Source organism: Kitasatospora gansuensis (genome assembly GCF_014203705.1).
Classification (GTDB): domain Bacteria; phylum Actinomycetota; class Actinomycetes; order Streptomycetales; family Streptomycetaceae; genus Kitasatospora; species Kitasatospora gansuensis.
The window spans coordinates 7926853-7943262 of sequence record NZ_JACHJR010000001.1 but is presented as its reverse complement, the minus strand read 5'-3'; the positions used below and the strand labels follow the sequence as shown (position 1 = coordinate 7943262).

Annotated in this window: 19 protein-coding genes and 1 pseudogene; 11 read left to right on the top strand and 9 right to left on the bottom strand. The window is 71.0% G+C overall.

The window, feature by feature from the left end; translation table 11 throughout:
• Positions 1-34: 34 nt before the first annotated feature.
• Positions 35-274 (bottom strand): hypothetical protein, encoded by a 240-nt coding sequence (locus F4556_RS35735; protein WP_184923661.1) that lies wholly within the window; start codon positions 272-274, stop codon positions 35-37.
• A 159-nt stretch (positions 275-433) separates the two neighbouring features.
• On the opposite strand from F4556_RS35735, the gene F4556_RS35730 reads away from it, so the two are divergent.
• Together F4556_RS35730 and F4556_RS35725 are read left to right on the top strand one after the other, a co-directional pair.
• Positions 434-670 (top strand): terpene synthase family protein, encoded by a 237-nt coding sequence (locus F4556_RS35730; protein ID WP_184923659.1) that lies wholly within the window; start codon positions 434-436, stop codon positions 668-670.
• 72 nt (positions 671-742) lie between these two features.
• Positions 743-1540, top strand: a complete 798-nt coding sequence (locus F4556_RS35725) for a DUF2785 domain-containing protein (RefSeq protein ID WP_184923657.1) — start codon at positions 743-745, stop codon at positions 1538-1540.
• 43 nt (positions 1541-1583) lie between these two features.
• Here the strand turns inward: F4556_RS35725 and F4556_RS35720 are convergent.
• Positions 1584-1856, bottom strand: a pseudogene (locus F4556_RS35720) (helix-turn-helix domain-containing protein); the annotation flags it as partial.
• Between the two features lie 246 nt (positions 1857-2102).
• Between F4556_RS35720 and F4556_RS35715 the strand changes: the two are divergent.
• Both F4556_RS35715 and F4556_RS35710 read left to right on the top strand, forming a co-directional pair.
• Entirely contained in the window at positions 2103-2918 is an 816-nt protein-coding gene (locus F4556_RS35715) for a hypothetical protein (protein ID WP_246511185.1), read from the top strand.
• The gene (locus F4556_RS35710; RefSeq protein WP_184923654.1) at positions 2915-3283 is read left to right on the top strand and encodes a winged helix-turn-helix domain-containing protein; all 369 of its coding nucleotides are present in this window, start codon (positions 2915-2917) and stop codon (positions 3281-3283) included. Before F4556_RS35715 ends, F4556_RS35710 begins: the two co-directional genes overlap by 4 nt.
• 12 nt (positions 3284-3295) lie before the next feature.
• On the opposite strand, the gene F4556_RS35705 is transcribed toward F4556_RS35710, so the two are convergent.
• Complete coding sequence (locus F4556_RS35705; RefSeq protein WP_184923652.1) at positions 3296-4324, bottom strand: S66 family peptidase; 1029 nt, start codon at positions 4322-4324, stop codon at positions 3296-3298.
• 114 nt (positions 4325-4438) lie between these two features.
• Between F4556_RS35705 and F4556_RS35700 the strand changes: the two genes are divergently transcribed.
• Both F4556_RS35700 and F4556_RS35695 read left to right on the top strand, forming a co-directional pair.
• Positions 4439-5083, top strand: a complete 645-nt coding sequence (locus tag F4556_RS35700; protein ID WP_184923650.1) for a hypothetical protein — start codon at positions 4439-4441, stop codon at positions 5081-5083.
• An 84-nt stretch (positions 5084-5167) separates the two neighbouring features.
• Positions 5168-5536 carry a S24/S26 family peptidase gene (locus F4556_RS35695; protein ID WP_184923647.1) on the top strand — a complete coding sequence of 123 codons (369 nt, stop codon included), beginning with the start codon at positions 5168-5170 and terminating at the stop codon, positions 5534-5536.
• 1 nt (position 5537) lies between these two features.
• Here the strand turns inward: F4556_RS35695 and F4556_RS35690 are convergent, their stop codons facing one another.
• Positions 5538-6122, bottom strand: a complete 585-nt coding sequence (locus F4556_RS35690; protein ID WP_184923645.1) for a TerD family protein — start codon at positions 6120-6122, stop codon at positions 5538-5540.
• A gap of 132 nt (positions 6123-6254) precedes the next feature.
• On the opposite strand from F4556_RS35690, the gene F4556_RS35685 reads away from it, so the two are divergent.
• The 4 genes from F4556_RS35685 (at position 6255) to F4556_RS35670 (ending at position 10314) form a co-directional block, all read left to right on the top strand.
• Positions 6255-7136 carry an NAD(P)-dependent oxidoreductase gene (locus F4556_RS35685; RefSeq protein ID WP_184923644.1) on the top strand — a complete coding sequence of 294 codons (882 nt, stop codon included), beginning with the start codon at positions 6255-6257 and terminating at the stop codon, positions 7134-7136.
• A gap of 192 nt (positions 7137-7328) precedes the next feature.
• Positions 7329-8123, top strand: a complete 795-nt coding sequence (locus F4556_RS35680) for a cupredoxin domain-containing protein (RefSeq protein WP_184923642.1) — start codon at positions 7329-7331, stop codon at positions 8121-8123.
• Positions 8124-8154: 31 nt separating this feature from the next.
• Positions 8155-9006, top strand: coding sequence for an iron uptake transporter permease EfeU (gene efeU / locus F4556_RS35675; protein ID WP_184923640.1), 852 nt, complete (start codon positions 8155-8157; stop codon positions 9004-9006).
• Between the two features lie 135 nt (positions 9007-9141).
• Positions 9142-10314, top strand: coding sequence for a phosphodiester glycosidase family protein (locus F4556_RS35670; RefSeq protein ID WP_246512013.1), 1173 nt, complete (start codon positions 9142-9144; stop codon positions 10312-10314).
• Here F4556_RS35670 and F4556_RS35665 read toward each other — a convergent pair.
• A complete protein-coding gene (locus F4556_RS35665; protein WP_184923635.1) occupies positions 10274-11245 on the bottom strand; it encodes a CDP-alcohol phosphatidyltransferase family protein in 972 nt (323 codons plus the stop codon). The two genes, F4556_RS35670 and F4556_RS35665, sit on opposite strands and share 41 nt — an antisense overlap.
• Before the next feature lie 41 nt (positions 11246-11286).
• On the bottom strand, positions 11287-12261 hold the full coding sequence (locus tag F4556_RS35660; RefSeq protein ID WP_184923633.1) for a CDP-alcohol phosphatidyltransferase family protein: 975 nt from the start codon (positions 12259-12261) through the stop codon (positions 11287-11289).
• 153 nt (positions 12262-12414) lie between these two features.
• On the opposite strand from F4556_RS35660, the gene F4556_RS35655 reads away from it, so the two are divergent.
• Entirely contained in the window at positions 12415-13221 is an 807-nt protein-coding gene (locus F4556_RS35655) for an ABC transporter ATP-binding protein (protein ID WP_184925738.1), read from the top strand.
• Here F4556_RS35655 and F4556_RS35650 read toward each other — a convergent pair.
• The 3 genes from F4556_RS35650 to F4556_RS35640 all read right to left on the bottom strand — a co-directional run bounded on the left by F4556_RS35650 (position 13190) and on the right by F4556_RS35640 (position 16404).
• On the bottom strand, positions 13190-13984 hold the full coding sequence (locus F4556_RS35650) for a hypothetical protein (protein ID WP_184923631.1): 795 nt from the start codon (positions 13982-13984) through the stop codon (positions 13190-13192). The genes F4556_RS35655 and F4556_RS35650 overlap by 32 nt on opposite strands.
• A gap of 101 nt (positions 13985-14085) precedes the next feature.
• On the bottom strand, positions 14086-14670 hold the full coding sequence (locus F4556_RS35645; protein ID WP_184923629.1) for an NADPH-dependent FMN reductase: 585 nt from the start codon (positions 14668-14670) through the stop codon (positions 14086-14088).
• A gap of 144 nt (positions 14671-14814) precedes the next feature.
• Positions 14815-16404, bottom strand: a complete 1590-nt coding sequence (locus F4556_RS35640) for an MFS transporter (RefSeq protein WP_246511184.1) — start codon at positions 16402-16404, stop codon at positions 14815-14817.
• Between the last annotated feature and the right edge of the window lie 6 nt (positions 16405-16410).

Sequence of the window (16410 nt, the reverse complement as noted above, 5' to 3'; positions counted from 1 at the left end):
TGGGCGGGTGGCGAGTTGAACACCGGCCGCCGTCTCAGTGCCAGAGCGGACCGCTGTTGTTGTTCTCCGCGTCCTCGCAGGCCCGGATCCGCCGCTCGACGGCCTGCGCCTCGGAGTACCGCCCCTGCGCCCGCAGGTGGGCGGCTTGCGCGCCCATGGCGGCGACGTCACAGGTGACGGTGCCGCCTGCCGCCGTGGCCGGAGCGCTCCCGGCGAACAGTGCGGCACCGCTGAGGGCCACGGCCAGCGTGAGGGTCGACGCGCGACGGATCACAGGTACTCCTCCGGATGGGGCTACTCCGCTTCGCCCGCACCCGAGTTGACCACCCGTACCGTCCCCGGCACCACCACCCACGCCGACCCGCGCGGGTGAACCGCCCACCGTACGCCCGGCGCGCGCGGAGTCGGCAGTCAGGATAGAGGTCGGCACACGGTGTGTTCCTGTGCCCTCCGCAAGGAAGCGGCCCGCGGCGACCGGGCCAACAACCTCCTCCTCATCCTGGAGGACCAGCACGGCTGCACCCGCCACCAAGCCATCGAACGGCTGCGGCACCTGACCCACGAACGTTTCGCGCGCTTCCTGCGCCTGGAGACCCACTCGCCCGACTTCGACGACATCCTCGGGCCGCTACCGGACCTGACCCGGCGTCCGGTGGCCCGGCCGGGCTGACGGACGGTCAGCCGCAGTTCCCCGGACCCAAATGCACGGCGTGCCGCCGCACCGGCGGTCTATCCTGCCGCCGTGATCGACTGGAGCAGGATCGAAGCCGCAGACTGTGCCGTACCCACCGACCGCCCCCTGGAAGAACTGACCCGGGCTCTCTCGCGCGCCTTGGCCGACCCCGATCCGCTGGTCCGGGACGGTGCGGCCTACTCCGTGCTCGCCACCTGGATAGCCCGCGGGGTGATCGACGCACCCCGGCGGCTGGCGCTGGGTGACGAGATGGCCGCCCGCTTCCTCGACCCGGAGATCCAGGCCCGCACGTTCGCCCCCCTCGTGCTCGACATGCTGGTGGAGAAGGGTGACTTCCGGCCCGGCTGGGTGGACTCCTTCGAGCGGTGGTACCCGACCGAGCAGGACCTGCGCGGCCACGACGAGCAGCTCGGCTGGCTCCACGCGGTCGCGCACGGCGCGGACCTGCTGGACCGGTTCGGCCGCCACCGCAAGGTGTCACCGGTACGCATGCTGGACCTCGCCGCCGCGCGGCTGACGGCGCCCACCGACCACGTCTTCGACCAGCTGGAGGACGACCGGCTGGCCCGGGCGATCGCCCGGATCCTCACCCGGCCCGACCTGTCCGAGCACGACGCGACGGCCTGGCTGACCGCGATCGGGACCCGCTTCGGCACCGGCACCGGCCGGATCGGCGTCCCGGTGCCCGCCCACCTCTCCAACTGCCTGCGGACGCTGCGCCTGCTCTACGTCCTCGCCGACCGGGGCGTACGGCCGAGCGCCGCGTCGGCCCCGCGGGCCCTCCCCCACCGCGAGGCGGTCAAGGGCCGTCTTGCGGAGGTGCTGGATCTGATCGTCAAACGGTGAGTACGGCGCGCTCTGTCTGATGGTCCATCAGCAGGCAGGCAGTTCAGAACCGGTTGCGGTACTGCACCGGCGACAGGCCCGTCGCCCGCTGGAACGCGCGGCGCATCGCCTCCTGGGAGGGGTAGCCGGACCGGGCGGCGACGTGCTCGACGCTGTCCCGGGTGTCCTCCGGCAGCCGCCGCGCGGTCTCCAGCCGGGTCCGGTCGACGAAGCGGCCGGGCGGCGTGCCGGTCTCGGCGGTGAGGGCGCGGGTGAAGTGGCGCGGGGAGCGCCCGGCCCGCCGGGCGAGCGCCTCGACCCCGAGATCCGCGTCGGGAGCAACCGGCCGTCCCGCACGAAGATCGGCTCGGTCTCCACCCCGATGCCGGGGTAGCGGGCGGCGAGTTCGGCCGTACAGGTCCCTGTTGGAGGCGGCGGCCGCCGCACGGGCGGCGACCGCCGGGCCGTCCGCCACGTAGCCGACGCACGGCTGATCTCACGGTCCGTCAGAAGCTCTTGACGGCAATGAACTTTGCGATGCAAAGTACATTGCATCAGGAAGCACACAACGGAGGGGCACACCATGGGGGCACCTGCAGTGACCGACAACGACCGGGCGGCAGCCGAACAGCTACTGGCCAGGACCGACGAACTCCGCACCCGGGTCCGCGCCCGGACCGGCGGCGCCTGGGCGGTCCTGCTCGGGTTCGGACTGCTCGCGCTCGCGGCGGTGCCCATCGCCCGCCACGCGTTCAACTTCGGTGCCGACGGACGCGACGTCTCGGTCTACCCGGTCTTCGCCTACGCCGAGTTGACCGAACTGTGCGTCACGCACGCGCCGGAAGCTCCGTGCAGCTCCCAGGAGTTCGACGGCTCGGTCCTCAAGTTCGTCTACTGGGGGATCTGGTTCGCCGTCCTCCCGCTGGCCTGGGCCGCCGCGGCCCGCTGGTACCGCCTGCGCGGGGAGTCCCGCGGGATCGTGCCGCGCCGCACCACCTGGCTGTTCGCCGTCGGCGGCGCCACCGTCGTGGTCCTCGCCGCCCTCGCCGGGCTGCTGCTGGTCCGCAACCAGCACCGCGTCATGGACATCCTGGAGAACGGCTACGCCTCGCCCTGGTACCTGGTCGGCGTCGGGCTCCTGGCACTCGGGCTGGTCGAACGCAGCTGGATCACCGCCGCGGCCGGCGTCGCGCACAGCGCACTGCTCGCCGCGTACGTGGCGGCGGACCCGGGGACCGGCTTGCTGCCCTGGGTGCACGAGCCGCAGCCCGGCTGGGCCGACGGCCCGCAGGTCAAGGCGCTGCTGCTGGCGGCGGTCCTGCTGGCCGCCGCGTTCGCCCGGCGGACGGCCGACCGACGGCTCGACGCGCCCGCCGCATCGAGTACGGTCGCCCCATGACCACCGGGGACGCAGACCCGCAGCACGAGGACGAGCTGCATCCGACCAACACCCTCGACGACACCGTCCACCAGCGGGTGCGGCTCGGGATCCTGACCATCGCCCGCGAGGCCGACCGGGTCGACTTCGGTTTCCTCAAGGCCCAGCTCGCGGTCACCGACGGCAACCTGTCGCGGCACGTGAAGGTCCTCGAGGACTCCGGTCTCATCAGCGTCGAGAAGGGCTACGCCGGACGCCGCCCCCGCACCTGGGTGCTGCTCACCTCCCAGGGCGCCCAGGCCCTGGAACGCGAACTCCGCGCCCTGCGCGAGCTCGTCCAGCGCCTGGACAACAGCCCGCCCCGGCCGCCCGCAGCGGACGCCTGACCCACCGTCGGGTCAGTCCAGCGTCTGGGTGAGCTCGCTGCGGGTCGAGGTGTGCACGAGCCGGCCGCGCGCCCCGTTGACGATGGGCATGAACGGCGGGACGTGCCCGCACTCGACGTCGGCGACGATCGGGACGCCCAGCGGGCCGAGCGCGTCCAGCACGGCCTGATGCTGGGTCAGCGAACGGCCGTCGGGCGCGGAGGTCCGGCCGACGATCACCGCGTTGGCCCGGTCGAAGAAACCCGCCAGCCGCATCCCGTGCAGGTTCCGGCAGATCGTGTAGGCGTTGTCCTCCGCTGCTTCGACGTACACCAGCAGCCCTTCCGGGGCGTGCGCGCGGGCGAAGGCCGTGGTGTCGCCGTAGGGGGTCCCGGCCAGGTTGCACAGCGTCTCGATGCAGCCCCCGATGAGGCGTCCGGTCACGTCCACGTCGCCGTCACCGTCCAGCCGGGTCCACCGGCCGGGGGTGTCGAGGATCAACTCGCTCACCTCCGGCCGGGCCTGGAAGTCGTCCCAGCCGGAGGTGCGGTGACGTTCGGGCGGGGTCTGGGTGAACCGGTGCCCGGACGGCGCGGCGGTGATGTCGAGCCAGGAGAGCAGCCCTTCGGGCACCCGGTAGGGCGTGTCCATCAGGTTGTTGCCGTGCACGGTCGCGACACCCGTGAGGATGGTCAGCGGCGTCATGAGGGTGGAGAGGTCGGAGTAGCCCACCAGCCAGGTCGGCTCGGCCTCCCGCAGGCGGTCCCAGTCCAGCAGGGGCAGCAGATCGATCGCCGTCTCCCCGCCCCACGGCGGCACCACGGCCCCGGTCCCGGGCTCCGTCAGCATCGACATCAGCTCACCCGCCCGGGCCGCCGCAGGTGCGCTCACATGGCCGCTGCCGTCCATGCACCGGCCGACCACCACCTCGTACCCGCGCGCCTCCACCTGACGGATCGCCACCTCGACGCGCTCGCGCAACCCGATCGCCACTCCACTGGAGGGAGAGGTGATGCCGACACGGTCACCGGGGCGCAAGGGGCGCGGGTATCGAACTGCCATGCGCCGGATTCTGACAGGGCGCCACCCCGGAACGACACCGCATTACCGGCTCGGCACACCCTGGCCGAGCGGGCGCGCACCCGGTTGTCAGTGCCGCCGGTCAGGATGGCTGCCATGACAGACGGAATCAGCTGGCTCGCCGAGCCCCGATCCATCACCTTCGGCGGCCACCTCGTGGTGCTGGCCCGCGGGCTCGACATGCAGGGGCTCGCCGATGGCCTCGCGGCGGCCGTGCACGGTCCGGAGCACGTCGCGGTGGGCGTCGGGCGCCAGAGCGGCGAGGACCTGCTGGAGCTCATGGACGAGGCCTTCGACGGCTCCTGGGAGGGCATCGGGCTGCGCCTCGGCCGCGCCGGGGACTGGACGTACGCGGTCGCCTACGGCGGCTGGCCGGGCGAGTTCGGCTCGTTGCTACCGCTCTCGCAGGGTGGCGTGCACCTCTGCCTGCTGGAGTACGACGAGGAGAACGGCAAGCCGGTCCCACCCGACTTCGCCTACCTCCACGACGGCCGCCTGCTGGCTGCCTGCAATCTGCACCTGGACGCCTCCTGGGGCTACGACGGCGTCACCGGCGACCCCGCGACGGCCGCTCCCCTGCAGGAGCTGCTGACCGCCGCCGGTCTCCCGGCCCCCGATCTGGACCGCCGACAGGTGCACCGCACCGCGCTGGGGGTCGTCGAACGGCGCTTCGGGCTCTCGCTGCCGAAGGAGCTGATCGTGAACGGCGTGCTGCCGGCCGTGCTGCTCGAACCGGCGTAGCGCACACGGGAGTTCAGGGCCGGCCTGCGGGCGCGCTCGGAAAATTCCGAGCGGCGCCGGGGTCGCCTCTGCCACCATCCCCGGATGGGCATGTTGGACGCAATAGCAAGCAGACTGGCAGACGGCGCCACCGTCGAGTTCCGGCCCACCGGCTCCTCGATGGTCCCGCTGATCCGCAGCCGACAGCAGGTGGTCGTCACCCCCGCCGACCCGTCGAAGCTGCAGGCCGGGGACATCGTCCTCGCGCGGGTCGCCGGGACGGTGTACCTGCACCTGGTGTCCGCCGTGGACCCGGCCAGGAGGCGGGTGCAGATCAGCAACAACCGTGGCCGCGTCAACGGTTGGACCGGTCACGACCGCGTCTTCGGCATCTGCACCTCGGTCGACGGTGTCGCGCGGCCCGGCGCCGACGGCAAGACCGTCGGGACGCCGGGGCCCGCGCCGGGCGCGTAGGTTACTTGCTCACCGCGAAGCGCATCAGGTCCTTCTCGTCCCCCTGCTTGATCTTCCCCGTCTCGTTGATCACCTGCAGCTTCCAGCTCCCGCCGACCCGCATCGCCTTCGCCACGGCGCAGCCGTTGTCGTTGGTCAGCATGCTGGGCCAGATGTCGGCGACCTGCTGCGAGCTGCCGCCCGTCGCGTCGTACACCTTGAAGCTGATGTTCCGCGCGTTCTGGAAGGCGCTGCGCTTCTTGTAGGCGGCGGCGATGAACACGATGGACGTGATGTTCTCCGGGACCCGCGAGAAGTCGACGGTCACCGTCTCGTCGTCACCGTCGCCGTGCCCGGTCTGGTTGTCCCCACTGTGTATCAACCCGCCGTTGCCCAGCGGGTCCAGGGAGTCCAGCCCCGCCAGCCGTACGGGTTCCGCGCCCTGCATCGCGATGGCGATCAGGTCGAGGTCGGTGCCGGCCTTCTGCCGGAGCTTGCCGATCAGCCCACCGCTGCTCCCGACCGTCGGGTCCCAGGAGACGCCGATGGACAGGTGGGTCACCCCGTCGAGGTCCGCCGGGCCGTCTTCCTTCTTCAACGTGATCATGCGTGATCCTCTCGGTCGTGGGTGCTGCACCCGAGTCTGCCTGATCACCCACGCTTCCCCCGCGCCGACCCGCCTGCCGCCCGCCTGGCCGCCAGGTGGCATGGTCCGCGCAGCGCTGGGAAGGAGTCGATCATGACAGACACCATCACCGTCGGCGTCCTCGGTACCGGCATCATGGGGGCCGCGATGGCCCGCAACCTCCTCCGGGCCGGACACACCGTCCACGCGTGGAACCGCACCCGGGCCAAGGCCGAACCGCTGGCCGCCGACGGCGCCCTGATCGCCGACACCCCGGCCGAAGCCGTACGGGACGCGGACGTCGTCCTCACGATGCTGCACGACGGCGCCGCCGCCCTCCAGGTCATCCAGGAGGCCGCACCCGCCCTGCGGCCCTGTGCCGCATGGATGCAGTCAACCACCGTCGGGGTGACGGCAGTTGGCGAACTGGCCGACTTCGCCCGGCAGCACCGGCTGGTCTTCTTCGACGCACCCGTCCTCGGCACCCGCGAGCCCGCCGAGGCCGGTCGGCTGACCGTGCTCGCCGCCGGGCCGGCCGCGAGCCGGGCAGCCGTGGCACCGGTTCTCGACGCCGTCGGCGCCCGCACGCTGTGGACCGGCGAGGACGGCGCGGCCGGCAGCGCCACCCGCCTCAAGCTGGTCGCCAACAGCTGGGTCCTCGCCGCCACCAACGCGACGGGCGAGGTGCTGGCCCTCTCCAAGGGCCTCGGCGTGGACCCGCAGGACTTCTTCGACCTCATCGCGGGCGGCCCGCTCGACATGGGCTACCTGCACGCGAAGGCCGCCCTGGTCCTGGAGGACCGACTGTTGCCCGCGAGCTTCGCGGTGACCACGGCCGCGAAGGACGCCCAGCTGATCGTCCAGGCCGGCCAACAGCACGGCGTCCGCCTCGACCTGGCCGCCGCCGGCGCCGAACGCTTCGCCCGCGCCGCGGCCCAGGGGCACGGCGACGAGGACATGGCCGCCGCGTACTTCGCCAGCTTCGACGACCGGTGACCGGCGGGACCGGCGGCGACAGGCGATGCGCGGGACGGATCCGGGCCCTGGGCAAACGGGGGGCAAATCTAACGCTCAGTAACTTGTTAGGCAAGGCTAATCTCCCCTAGAGTCCGCGCCGGACATACCGTCACCGGCCGCCCACCGGTGGCTCCTGCTGTGCATCCTCACCTGCCATTGCCTGGAGAACCCTTGCGCTCCCACCGCACCCTCGCCGTCCTCGGTGCCGCTCTGCTCGCCCTCCCGCTCGTCGCGGCCTGTGGCAGCGGCACCGAGAACTCCTCCGCTTCCGCGGACAGCGGAAAGGTCGCGATCACCGCGACCGACAGCGCCTGCGACATAGCCAAGACCGACTTCCAGCCCGGCGACGTCACCTTCGCCCTCCACAACAAGGGCCGGCGCACCACCGAGGTCTACGTCTACGGCGAGCAGAAGGGCACCTTCACCAAGGTGGTCACCGAGGTCGAGAACATCGGCCCCGGCACGTCCCGCGACATGCCGGTCAAGCTGACCCCCGGCACGTACGAGATCGCCTGCAAGCCGGGCCAGACCGGCGACGGCATCCGCAAGCGGATCACCGTCCAGGGCGACGCGGCGAGCCCGAGCCCGAGCGCGGCCCCGGCCTCCCCGAGCGCCTCCGCCACGGTGACCGAGACCGCGCAGCCGAGCCCCTCGCCGACCGGCGCGCCCGACCGGGAGATCGAGGTCGAGGCCAAGGAGTACGAGCTCGAGTTCGAAGGCATGGACAAGCTCACCGCCAAGGTCGGCGAGCGGATCGAGTTCACGCTGGAGAACAAGGGCTCGGTCGAACACGAGCTGGAGCTGTTCGGCCCGGACGGCAAGGTGATCGGCGAGGTCGCCCCGGTCAAGCCCGGCCAGAAGGGCAAGGCGGTCGTCTCCCTCACCGTGCCCGGCACCTACACCCTCAAGTGCGGCATCGGCGCGCACGCCGACAAGGGCATGACCGCCACCTTCACCGTCAACTGACCGCGCAGCACCGACTCCTGAGGAGAATGCCGTGTTCGGCAACTACCTGATCGGCCTGCGCGAGGGCCTCGAAGCCAGCCTGGTCGTCTGCATCCTGATCGCCTACCTGGTCAAGACCGGCCGGCGCGACCGGCTCACCCCGGTGTGGGCCGGCATCGCCGCCGCCGTCGTGCTCAGCATGGCGTTCGGCGCGATCCTGCAGTTCGGATCGTCCCAGCTCACCTTCGAGGCGCAGGAGGCGCTCGGCGGCTCGCTGTCGATCATCGCCGTCGGCCTGGTCACCTGGATGGTCTTCTGGATGCGCCGCACCGCCCGGCACCTGAAGGCAGAGCTGCACGGCAAGCTCGACGCCGCGCTCGCCATGGGCACCTTCGCCCTGGTCGCCACCGCGTTCCTCGCCGTCGGCCGGGAGGGCCTGGAGACCGCGCTGTTCATCTGGACCGCCGTCCAGGCCACCGGCGACGGCTGGGACCCGCTGACCGGCGCGATCCTCGGCCTGCTCACCTCGGTGGTGCTCGGCTGGCTGTTCTACCGCGGCGCGCTGAAGATCAACCTGGCGAAGTTCTTCACCTGGACCGGCGCGATGCTGGTCGTCGTCGCGGCCGGGGTCCTCGCGTACGGCGTCCACGACCTGCAGGAGGCCGGCTGGCTCGGCGGGATGAACGACCTGGCGTTCGACATCTCCTCGGTCGTCCCGAAGGACAGCTGGTACGGCACGCTGCTGAAGGGCGTGTTCAACTTCCAGCCCGACCCGACGATCCTTCAGCTGACCGCCTGGGCGGTCTACCTGGTCCCGACCCTGATGTTCTTCCTGAGCGGATCCGGCGGCACCGCGCCCAAGCCGACCTCCCCGGTGCCCGTCGAGGCCGAAGCCGCCTCCTGACACCAGGCAACCACTCTCCGAGCCCGCTCCCCACCCTGGGGAGCGGGCTCGAACCGGCTGTACCGCCAGACGTGTGCCAACCGCATGGGCTACCTGAACCGGTGGGCCGAATCGCCTAGCATTCGGCTCGTGTCCATGCGCAAGCTGCCGTCCGCGCCCGTCCTGCTGGGCGCGATGCTGCTCTGCACGGTGCTGGCCCTGACCACGGCACTGCCGGACGGTGCGGCTCAGGCCACCGTCCAACGGTACGCACTGGGCTCGGGGATCCAGCTGACGGTGGCGGAGGTCCCGCGTCAGCGGCTGAGCTACCGGGTCCTGGAGACGACGGTGGCTAGGGCCGAACTCACCCCGCTCGGCGGCAGGTTGACCGCTCGGCAGCCGCTGTCGGCACTGGCCGCGGTCGGCGGTCCCGGCGTGCTGGCCGCGGTGAACGGTGACTTCTTCGACATCGTCGGCAGCGGGGTGCCGCTGGGGCCGGTCATCCGTGACGGGCAGGTGCTCAAAGCCTCCGCCGTACCGGTGAAGGCCGTCGGCACCGACCCGCGGGGACGCCTGCGCCAAGGGCGGGTACGGCTCGGCGGGGCGGTCGCGGTCGCCGGGACTCCCCACCGGCTCGACTGCCTCAACTGCCGCTCCCTGAAGCCGGGTTTCGCGGTCTACACCCCCGACTGGGGCAGCGCGCCGCGCCCCGTACGCTCCCCCGGACCGGTGCGCCAACTGACCGTCTCGGCGGGCCGCGTGGTGGACGTCCGCGATCGGGCGGACAACAGCTCGGTCCCCGAGGACGGGTTCGTGCTGGTCGCGGTCGGCCCCGCCGCGACGGCGCTGGCCGCCGTCCGGGCCGGGGCGCCCGCCTCCTTCAAGGCCGGGCAGGCAGGCGGCGGCTCGCCGTGGGAGCTGGCGCTGGGCTACCGGGGAACGCTGCTGCGCAAGGGCGAGATCCCGCGCTTCCCTGGCACCCACTGGTACGAGACCCGCGAGCCCCGCACCGCGCTCGGCTGGGACGGTACCGGCCGTCGGCTGTGGCTGCTGACCGTCGACGGCCGGTCCTCCCACGCGGCCGGACTGACCGTCGCCGGCACCGCCCGGCTGCTCAAGCGCCTGGGCGCCGCCAACGCCGTCATGCTGGACGGCGGCGGATCCACCCAGATGATGGCGCGCACCGGCCCGGCGGCCCTGCGGACCGTCAACGTCCCGAGCGGCCACCAGGAGCGGCCGGTGCCGAACGGCCTGGCACTGGTCGCTCCGGTCACTCCGGTCACTCCGGTCACTCCGGGACGGGAGTTCGCCACCCGCCGGACTCCGTGACGGGTGCGCCGGCCGGTGCGGGCAGCACGGCGCCCGCCGGGACGAGCCGACCCACCGTCAGGTCGAAGTCGCGGGTGGAGAGCAGCAGTTTGTAGATCAGCGCCAGCTCGAACGCCACCAGCGCGGCACCGGTGACCAGGGTCACGCCCACGATCTGCCCCAGCACCGGGCCGACGATGAACACGGCCATCTGGAACTCGATGCCACCGACCAGGTGCGGGCGGATCCGCAGGTCCACCAGGCGCGTGCGGTACTCCGCGTACCAGGGGAAGCGGTGCCGGAACCCCTGGTGGACGTCGACCGCCTCGACCGAAGGCAGCTGACGCTCCGTCAACTCGACGACAGGCAACGGGGAATCGCCCTGCTGGGCGGCCTCGTACTCGGTGATCTGCTTGCGCATCACCGCGCGGATCTGGGCGACCTTCAGCCCGTTGAGGTAGCGGAACATGTCGAGGAAGACCACCAGCGCGGCGAGCACCAGATAGCCGGGGTCACCGCCGAGCAGCCACTGACCGCCCATCAGCGCGAGCGCGCAGCAGGCCACCCTGACCCGGTCCAGGACGAAGTCGAGCCAGCCGCCGAACAGCGAGCGCCGGTCCTGCAGCCGGGCCAACTTCCCGTCCACGCAGTCCAGGACGAAGCTCAGGTGGTACAGCAGTGCCCCGGCCAGCAGCCAGCCCGGTGTGCCCTGGGTGAAGCAGCCGGCCGCGCCCAGCCCGAGCGCCAGGGCGGCCCAGGTGACCTGGTCGGGGGTGACCTCGGTGTGCCGATCGGTCCAGCGGACCAGCCGCAGGGCCACCGGGTCCACCAGGAGCACCGTCCACCACGAGTCACGTCCCTTGCAGACGAGTTCTCTGAGCTCCGCCACCGTGATGTTCTCGCAGGTACCGGGTGGTTCGTTGGACCGGATCGCACGGTCAGCGGTCGTCATGCGAAGGACCTTAGGTGCCGTGGCGCGGAGTTCCGGGAGCCTCACACGATCGAAGTCGTGTCGTGCGGCGGCCTGCCGTATGCCGGCGGTGCGGGCAGCGCCCGCGCCGTTGCTGACAGGCGGGTCATCGCCTGGTCGAAGTCGCGGAAGGAGAGCACGAGTTTGTAGATCACCGCGGCCTCGAACGCGACCAGCGCCGCACCGGCGGCCAGGGTCACGCCGACGATCTGCCCCAGCAGCGGGCCGACGATGAACACGGCCATCTGGAACTCGATCCCGCTGACCAGGTGCAGGCGGATCCGGCGCTTGATCATCCGGTCGCGGAAGCCGGTGTACCAGGGGAAGCGGTGCCGGAATCCCCGGTGCAGGTCGACCGTGCCGCCGCAGTCGGCTGCGCGGGCCACGTCCTGGTGCGTCAACTGCGCGAGGACGACCGGAGGTCCGGCGAGGCGGGAGCCCGGGTGGTTGGTGATCTGTTCCCGCATGGCGGGCCGGATCTGATCGATCTTCAGCACGTTGAGGGAACGGAACATGTCCAGGAAGATCACCCCCACGGCGAGCACCAGGTACCACGGGTCTCCCTGGTGCAGCCACTGACCGGTCATCAGTGCCACCGCGCAGTAGGCCACCCGGGCCCGGTCGAGGGCGAAGTCGACCCAGCCGCCGAACAGCGTGTCGCGCTCCTGGAGCCGGGCCAACTTCCCGTCCACGCAGTCCAGGACGAAGCTCAGGTGGTACAGCAGCGAACCGGCCAGCACCCAGCCCGGTGCGCCCTGGACGAAGCAGCCGGCCGCGCCCAGCCCGAGGGCCAGGGCGGCCGCGGTCACCTGGTCGGGGGTGACCTCGGTGTGCCGGTCCGTCCAGCGGACCAGCCTCAGCGCCAACGGATCCACCAACAGCACCGTCCACCACGCGTCGTGCCGTTTGCAGACGAGTGCGCGGAGCTCGGCCGTGCTGATCTCCCTGCCGCTTCCGGGCGGCTCGTCGGATCGGGTCTGGAGGTCAATGGTCGGCATGCGGTGCACCATAGGGTGAACCGGCCGGGACTGAGGGAACGTCACACGTTCGACGTCGTTTCGCCGGGCCTGCACTGGTGGTGGTGCACGAACGGCCGCGCGCGCCTGAGCCACCGACCGCCCCCGGGGCGCCAGGATGGCCAGGTGCAGAAGATCCACGCTCGGCAGGAACGCGGCACGGCTGCTCGGGCCGCCGCGCCGACCCGGCTGCCCACCGTGGTGGTCGACGACGTCCACGTCGTCTACCGGACACCCCGGGCGGCGAAGGCGGGCAGCGGCGCGGCCTCGGCGCTCAACCGGCTGCTCACCGGCCGGCTGACGCCGACCACCGCCGAGGTGCACGCCGTACGGGGCGTCAGTTTCACCGCGTACAAGGGTGACTCCATCGGCCTGATCGGCTCCAACGGCTCGGGCAAGTCGAGCCTCCTGGCCGCCGTCGCCGGGCTGCTCCCGACCGCACGCGGCGCGATCTACACCGGCGGCCGGCCCACGCTGCTCGGGGTGAAATCGGTCCTGATGGCCAACCTGACCGGCGAACGCAACGTGGTCCTCGGCTGCCTGGCCATGGGGATGACACCGGCCCAGGCCAGGTCCGCCTACCAGGGCATCGTCGACTTCTCCGGCATCAACGACAAGGGCGACTTCATCAGCCTCCCCATGCGCACCTACTCCTCCGGCATGGCCGCCCGACTCCGCTTCGCCATCGCGGCCGCCCGGACCCACGAGGTACTGCTGATCGACGAGGCACTGGCCACCGGCGACCAGGCGTTCCGCCGGCGCAGCAAGGCCCGGATCCGCCAACTGTGCGCGGCAGCAGGCACGGTGTTCCTGGTCAGCCACAACAGCAACACGATCCGCACCACCTGCGAGCGGACCCTCTGGATGGAGTCCGGCGAACTCGTCATGGACGGCCCGACCGACGAGGTGGTCAACAGGTACGAACGCGGCCGGCTCCCCTGACCGATCGCCGCCCATTGTGGAAGTCCTCGCGCAGCGAGCGTCCGAGCTCGGAGACGTTCTGCGCTTGGACAGCGGACAGCCGTCGCATCTCCCACAGCAGAGCTGCGGCGTCCACGGCCTCCGGGGAGGGAGGGGGCGGCTCCTCGCGCAGGAAGACGCCCGTCAGCGCGGCCAGTTCGCGGGCGTCGATCCCCAACAGGGCGGCGAAGTCCGTCACCAGACGTGGGGTCAGTTCCTGGCGACCGGAGCCGATCACGCCGTAGGTCGCTGCCGACAGGTAGGTGGGCGTCACAGACCCAAGCACCTTCGCCATGCCCATCCAGTTCAGGTTGCGGTTCTGGAGCATGCGGATGACCCGAGCGCCCGGGCCGTCGGCGAGGGGTACGGGCAGCTTCGGGGCGAGGCTGGAACGCCGTTCCTCCTGCGGCAGTGCGCGAATCACCTGCAGAAGTTCACGGCGTCCCGCTCCGGGGAGGCGCACCGCATCCGTCACCGTGCTCGCCACCCACCGCACGGCCGTGGCGTCCACCGGCGCCAGGTCGTCCGGGACCTTCCGCCCCGCGAGGACGAACAGATCGACAGCACGGAAACCCAGCGCGGGCGCAAGCCGTCGGAGCAGCATCTCGCCGGGGCGCTCCCCCACGAGTACCGCTCGGACCTCGTCTGCGGTCGACCCGGCCTGGTCGGCCAACTCCTGTGCGCTGAGCTCTCCGTGGTCCAGCAACCACGTCAGCATCGCGCCGAACCCGGGGTGCTCCGTCATGCCGACAGACTATCCAGAGCGGAGCGCTCAGACGGTCGAGGAGGGATCGGTGGGGGAAGGTGACGGTGTCGGCAAGCGCCACACCTCACCGCACCCTCACCTCACCGAGAAGCTGCAGCAGCCGCGACGCGCATCCTGGCGAACTCGACGACCTGCGCCGCTATTTCCTCCAGCTGTCCTTGGACACGGGTGTCCTCGCATACTCCGGCGGGTGAGAAGCGTGCCGCTGACGTGTTGATCGCGGCGCCCAGCGATGTGGGCCAGCCGCGCAGTGCATGGGTCACGTCGCGGAGTGCGGCCAGGGTGGAAACGGCGCCCTGCCAACCGTCGGCGACCGCCACGCAGCCGACCGGCCGTTCGCTGAAGTAGGGCCGGATGTCCTTGTTGAGTTCCTCGACATAGTCCAGGGCGTTCTTCACCAGGCCGGAGATCCCGCCGTGGTAGGCGGGGCTGGCGAGCACGAGGCCGTCGGCGCCGGCTATGGCGGACAGCAACTGTCGGGCCTGCGGTGTGCTGGCGCCGTTCCGGGGGTCGTACAGCGGCATGGCCAGTTCGGGGCCCCCTATCAACTGCACGGACGCGCCGCGTCGTTGCGCCGCGTCCAGTACCACCCGCAGGGCCTGCTCGGCGCTTGATCCGGCCCGGCTCGAACCGCCGACACCGACCACCTTCACGATCTGGTGCACTGGGATTGCGCCTCCTTCTGTGTCGGGGACCTGCGGGTGTGTGCGTGACAGCGGTGCAATCGACTCCACATGAACAAAAGGTGATTCCACCCGCGCGCGCTGAACACGAGGTGGAATCACCTTTTATTCATTCAGATCAGAAGCTCAGACAGCAGACTTCACGCCGTCCTGCTCCTCGGACTCCTCCGACGCCTCGACAACCGGAACGGCTGCGCTCCGCCTGAAGTTCAGCACCACCAGCACGATCAGCACGATGCCGGCCACGGTGGCCCACATCGCGGAGCGCACACCATCGGCGGTGGCGACGCGCAACGCCTCACCGGTCAGTCCTTCGTGACCGGAGTTGGCGACCGCCACCAGGACGGCGAGGCCGACCGCGGCACCGACCTGCTGGCCGGTCGCCGCGACACCCGAGGCGATGCCCTGGTCCTCGGCCGCGACCCCGGTGGTCGCCGCCGCGTACATCGCGGTGAAGATGGTGCCCTGACCGAGGCTGAGGATGAGCACGCCCGGCACCAGCTGCAGGTACGAACCGCTCTCCGAGACGGAGAAGGCGAAGGCGATGGTACCGACGAGACCCATCAGGAGCGCGCCGATCAACGTGGCACGCACCCCGAAGCGGGTGGCCAGCTTCCCGCCGGACAGGTTGCCGATGAGCACCCCGACACACGGCAGCAGGAAGGCGAGACCGCTCTTCGTCGCGGAGTAGCCGTGCACGGTCTGGAAGTAGACGGTGAAGAAGTACGGCAGCGCGCCGAACGTCCCCATGAAGACGAAGGTGACGACGGTACCGGTGCTCAGGTTGCGGTTGCGGAACAGCCGGAGCGGCAGCAGCGGGTCACGGCCGCGGCCCTCGATGGTGAGGAACGCGGCGAGCGTGGCCACCGCGATGGCCGCGGTGATCAGGATCGTCGGCGAAGTCCAACCCGACACCGGGGCCTGGACCAGGGTGAACACCAGCAGCGTCGAACCCACGGTCGCAGTCAGCGCGCCGGGCAGGTCGAACTTGCGCCCGGAGGCCCCCAGTTCGGTGTCCTTCGGGATGACGGCGAACGCGAGCAGCATGGCGCCACCGGCGAGCGGGACGTTGGCGAAGAAGATCGACGCCCAGCCGAACGCACCCGTCAGCACGCCACCGAGCAGCGAGCCGAGGATCATGCCGCTACCGCCGGCACCGCCCCAGATCGCCAGCGCACGGTTGCGCTCAGGGCCTTCGGCGAAGGTCGTGGTGACCAGTGAAAGCGTTGCGGGGGCGAGGAAGGCGCCACCGATACCCTGCACCGCACGCGCGATGATCAAGGTCGTCGGGTCACCCGCGAGCGCTCCGGCAAGCGAGGAGACCGCGTACAGGAACAGGCCAAAGGTGAACATCCGGCGGCGTCCGAACAGGTCGGCCGCACGGCCGCCGAGCAGCAGGAAGCCGCCGAACGCGACGGCATAGCCGCTGACGACCCACTGGAGGGTCTGGGCGGAGAAGCCGAGACCGGTACGGATCTCGGGCAATGCGACGAAAACGATGCTGTAGTCAACTGCGTAGATGCACTGGGCGAAAGCCAGCAGTGCCAGGATCAAGCCGAGGCGTCGGCGGGGTGGCGCTTCCGCGCCGGCGACTGCAGAAGGCATTATCTGTGCCTGTCCCTTCCGGGTTTTTCGAGTACTTGTCAGTAACGCAGGGGTTCGACGCTTGGGTCGGGTCTCATAGGGATGCCTTCGGTAAGGGGAATCGGGAAACAAGCCGGG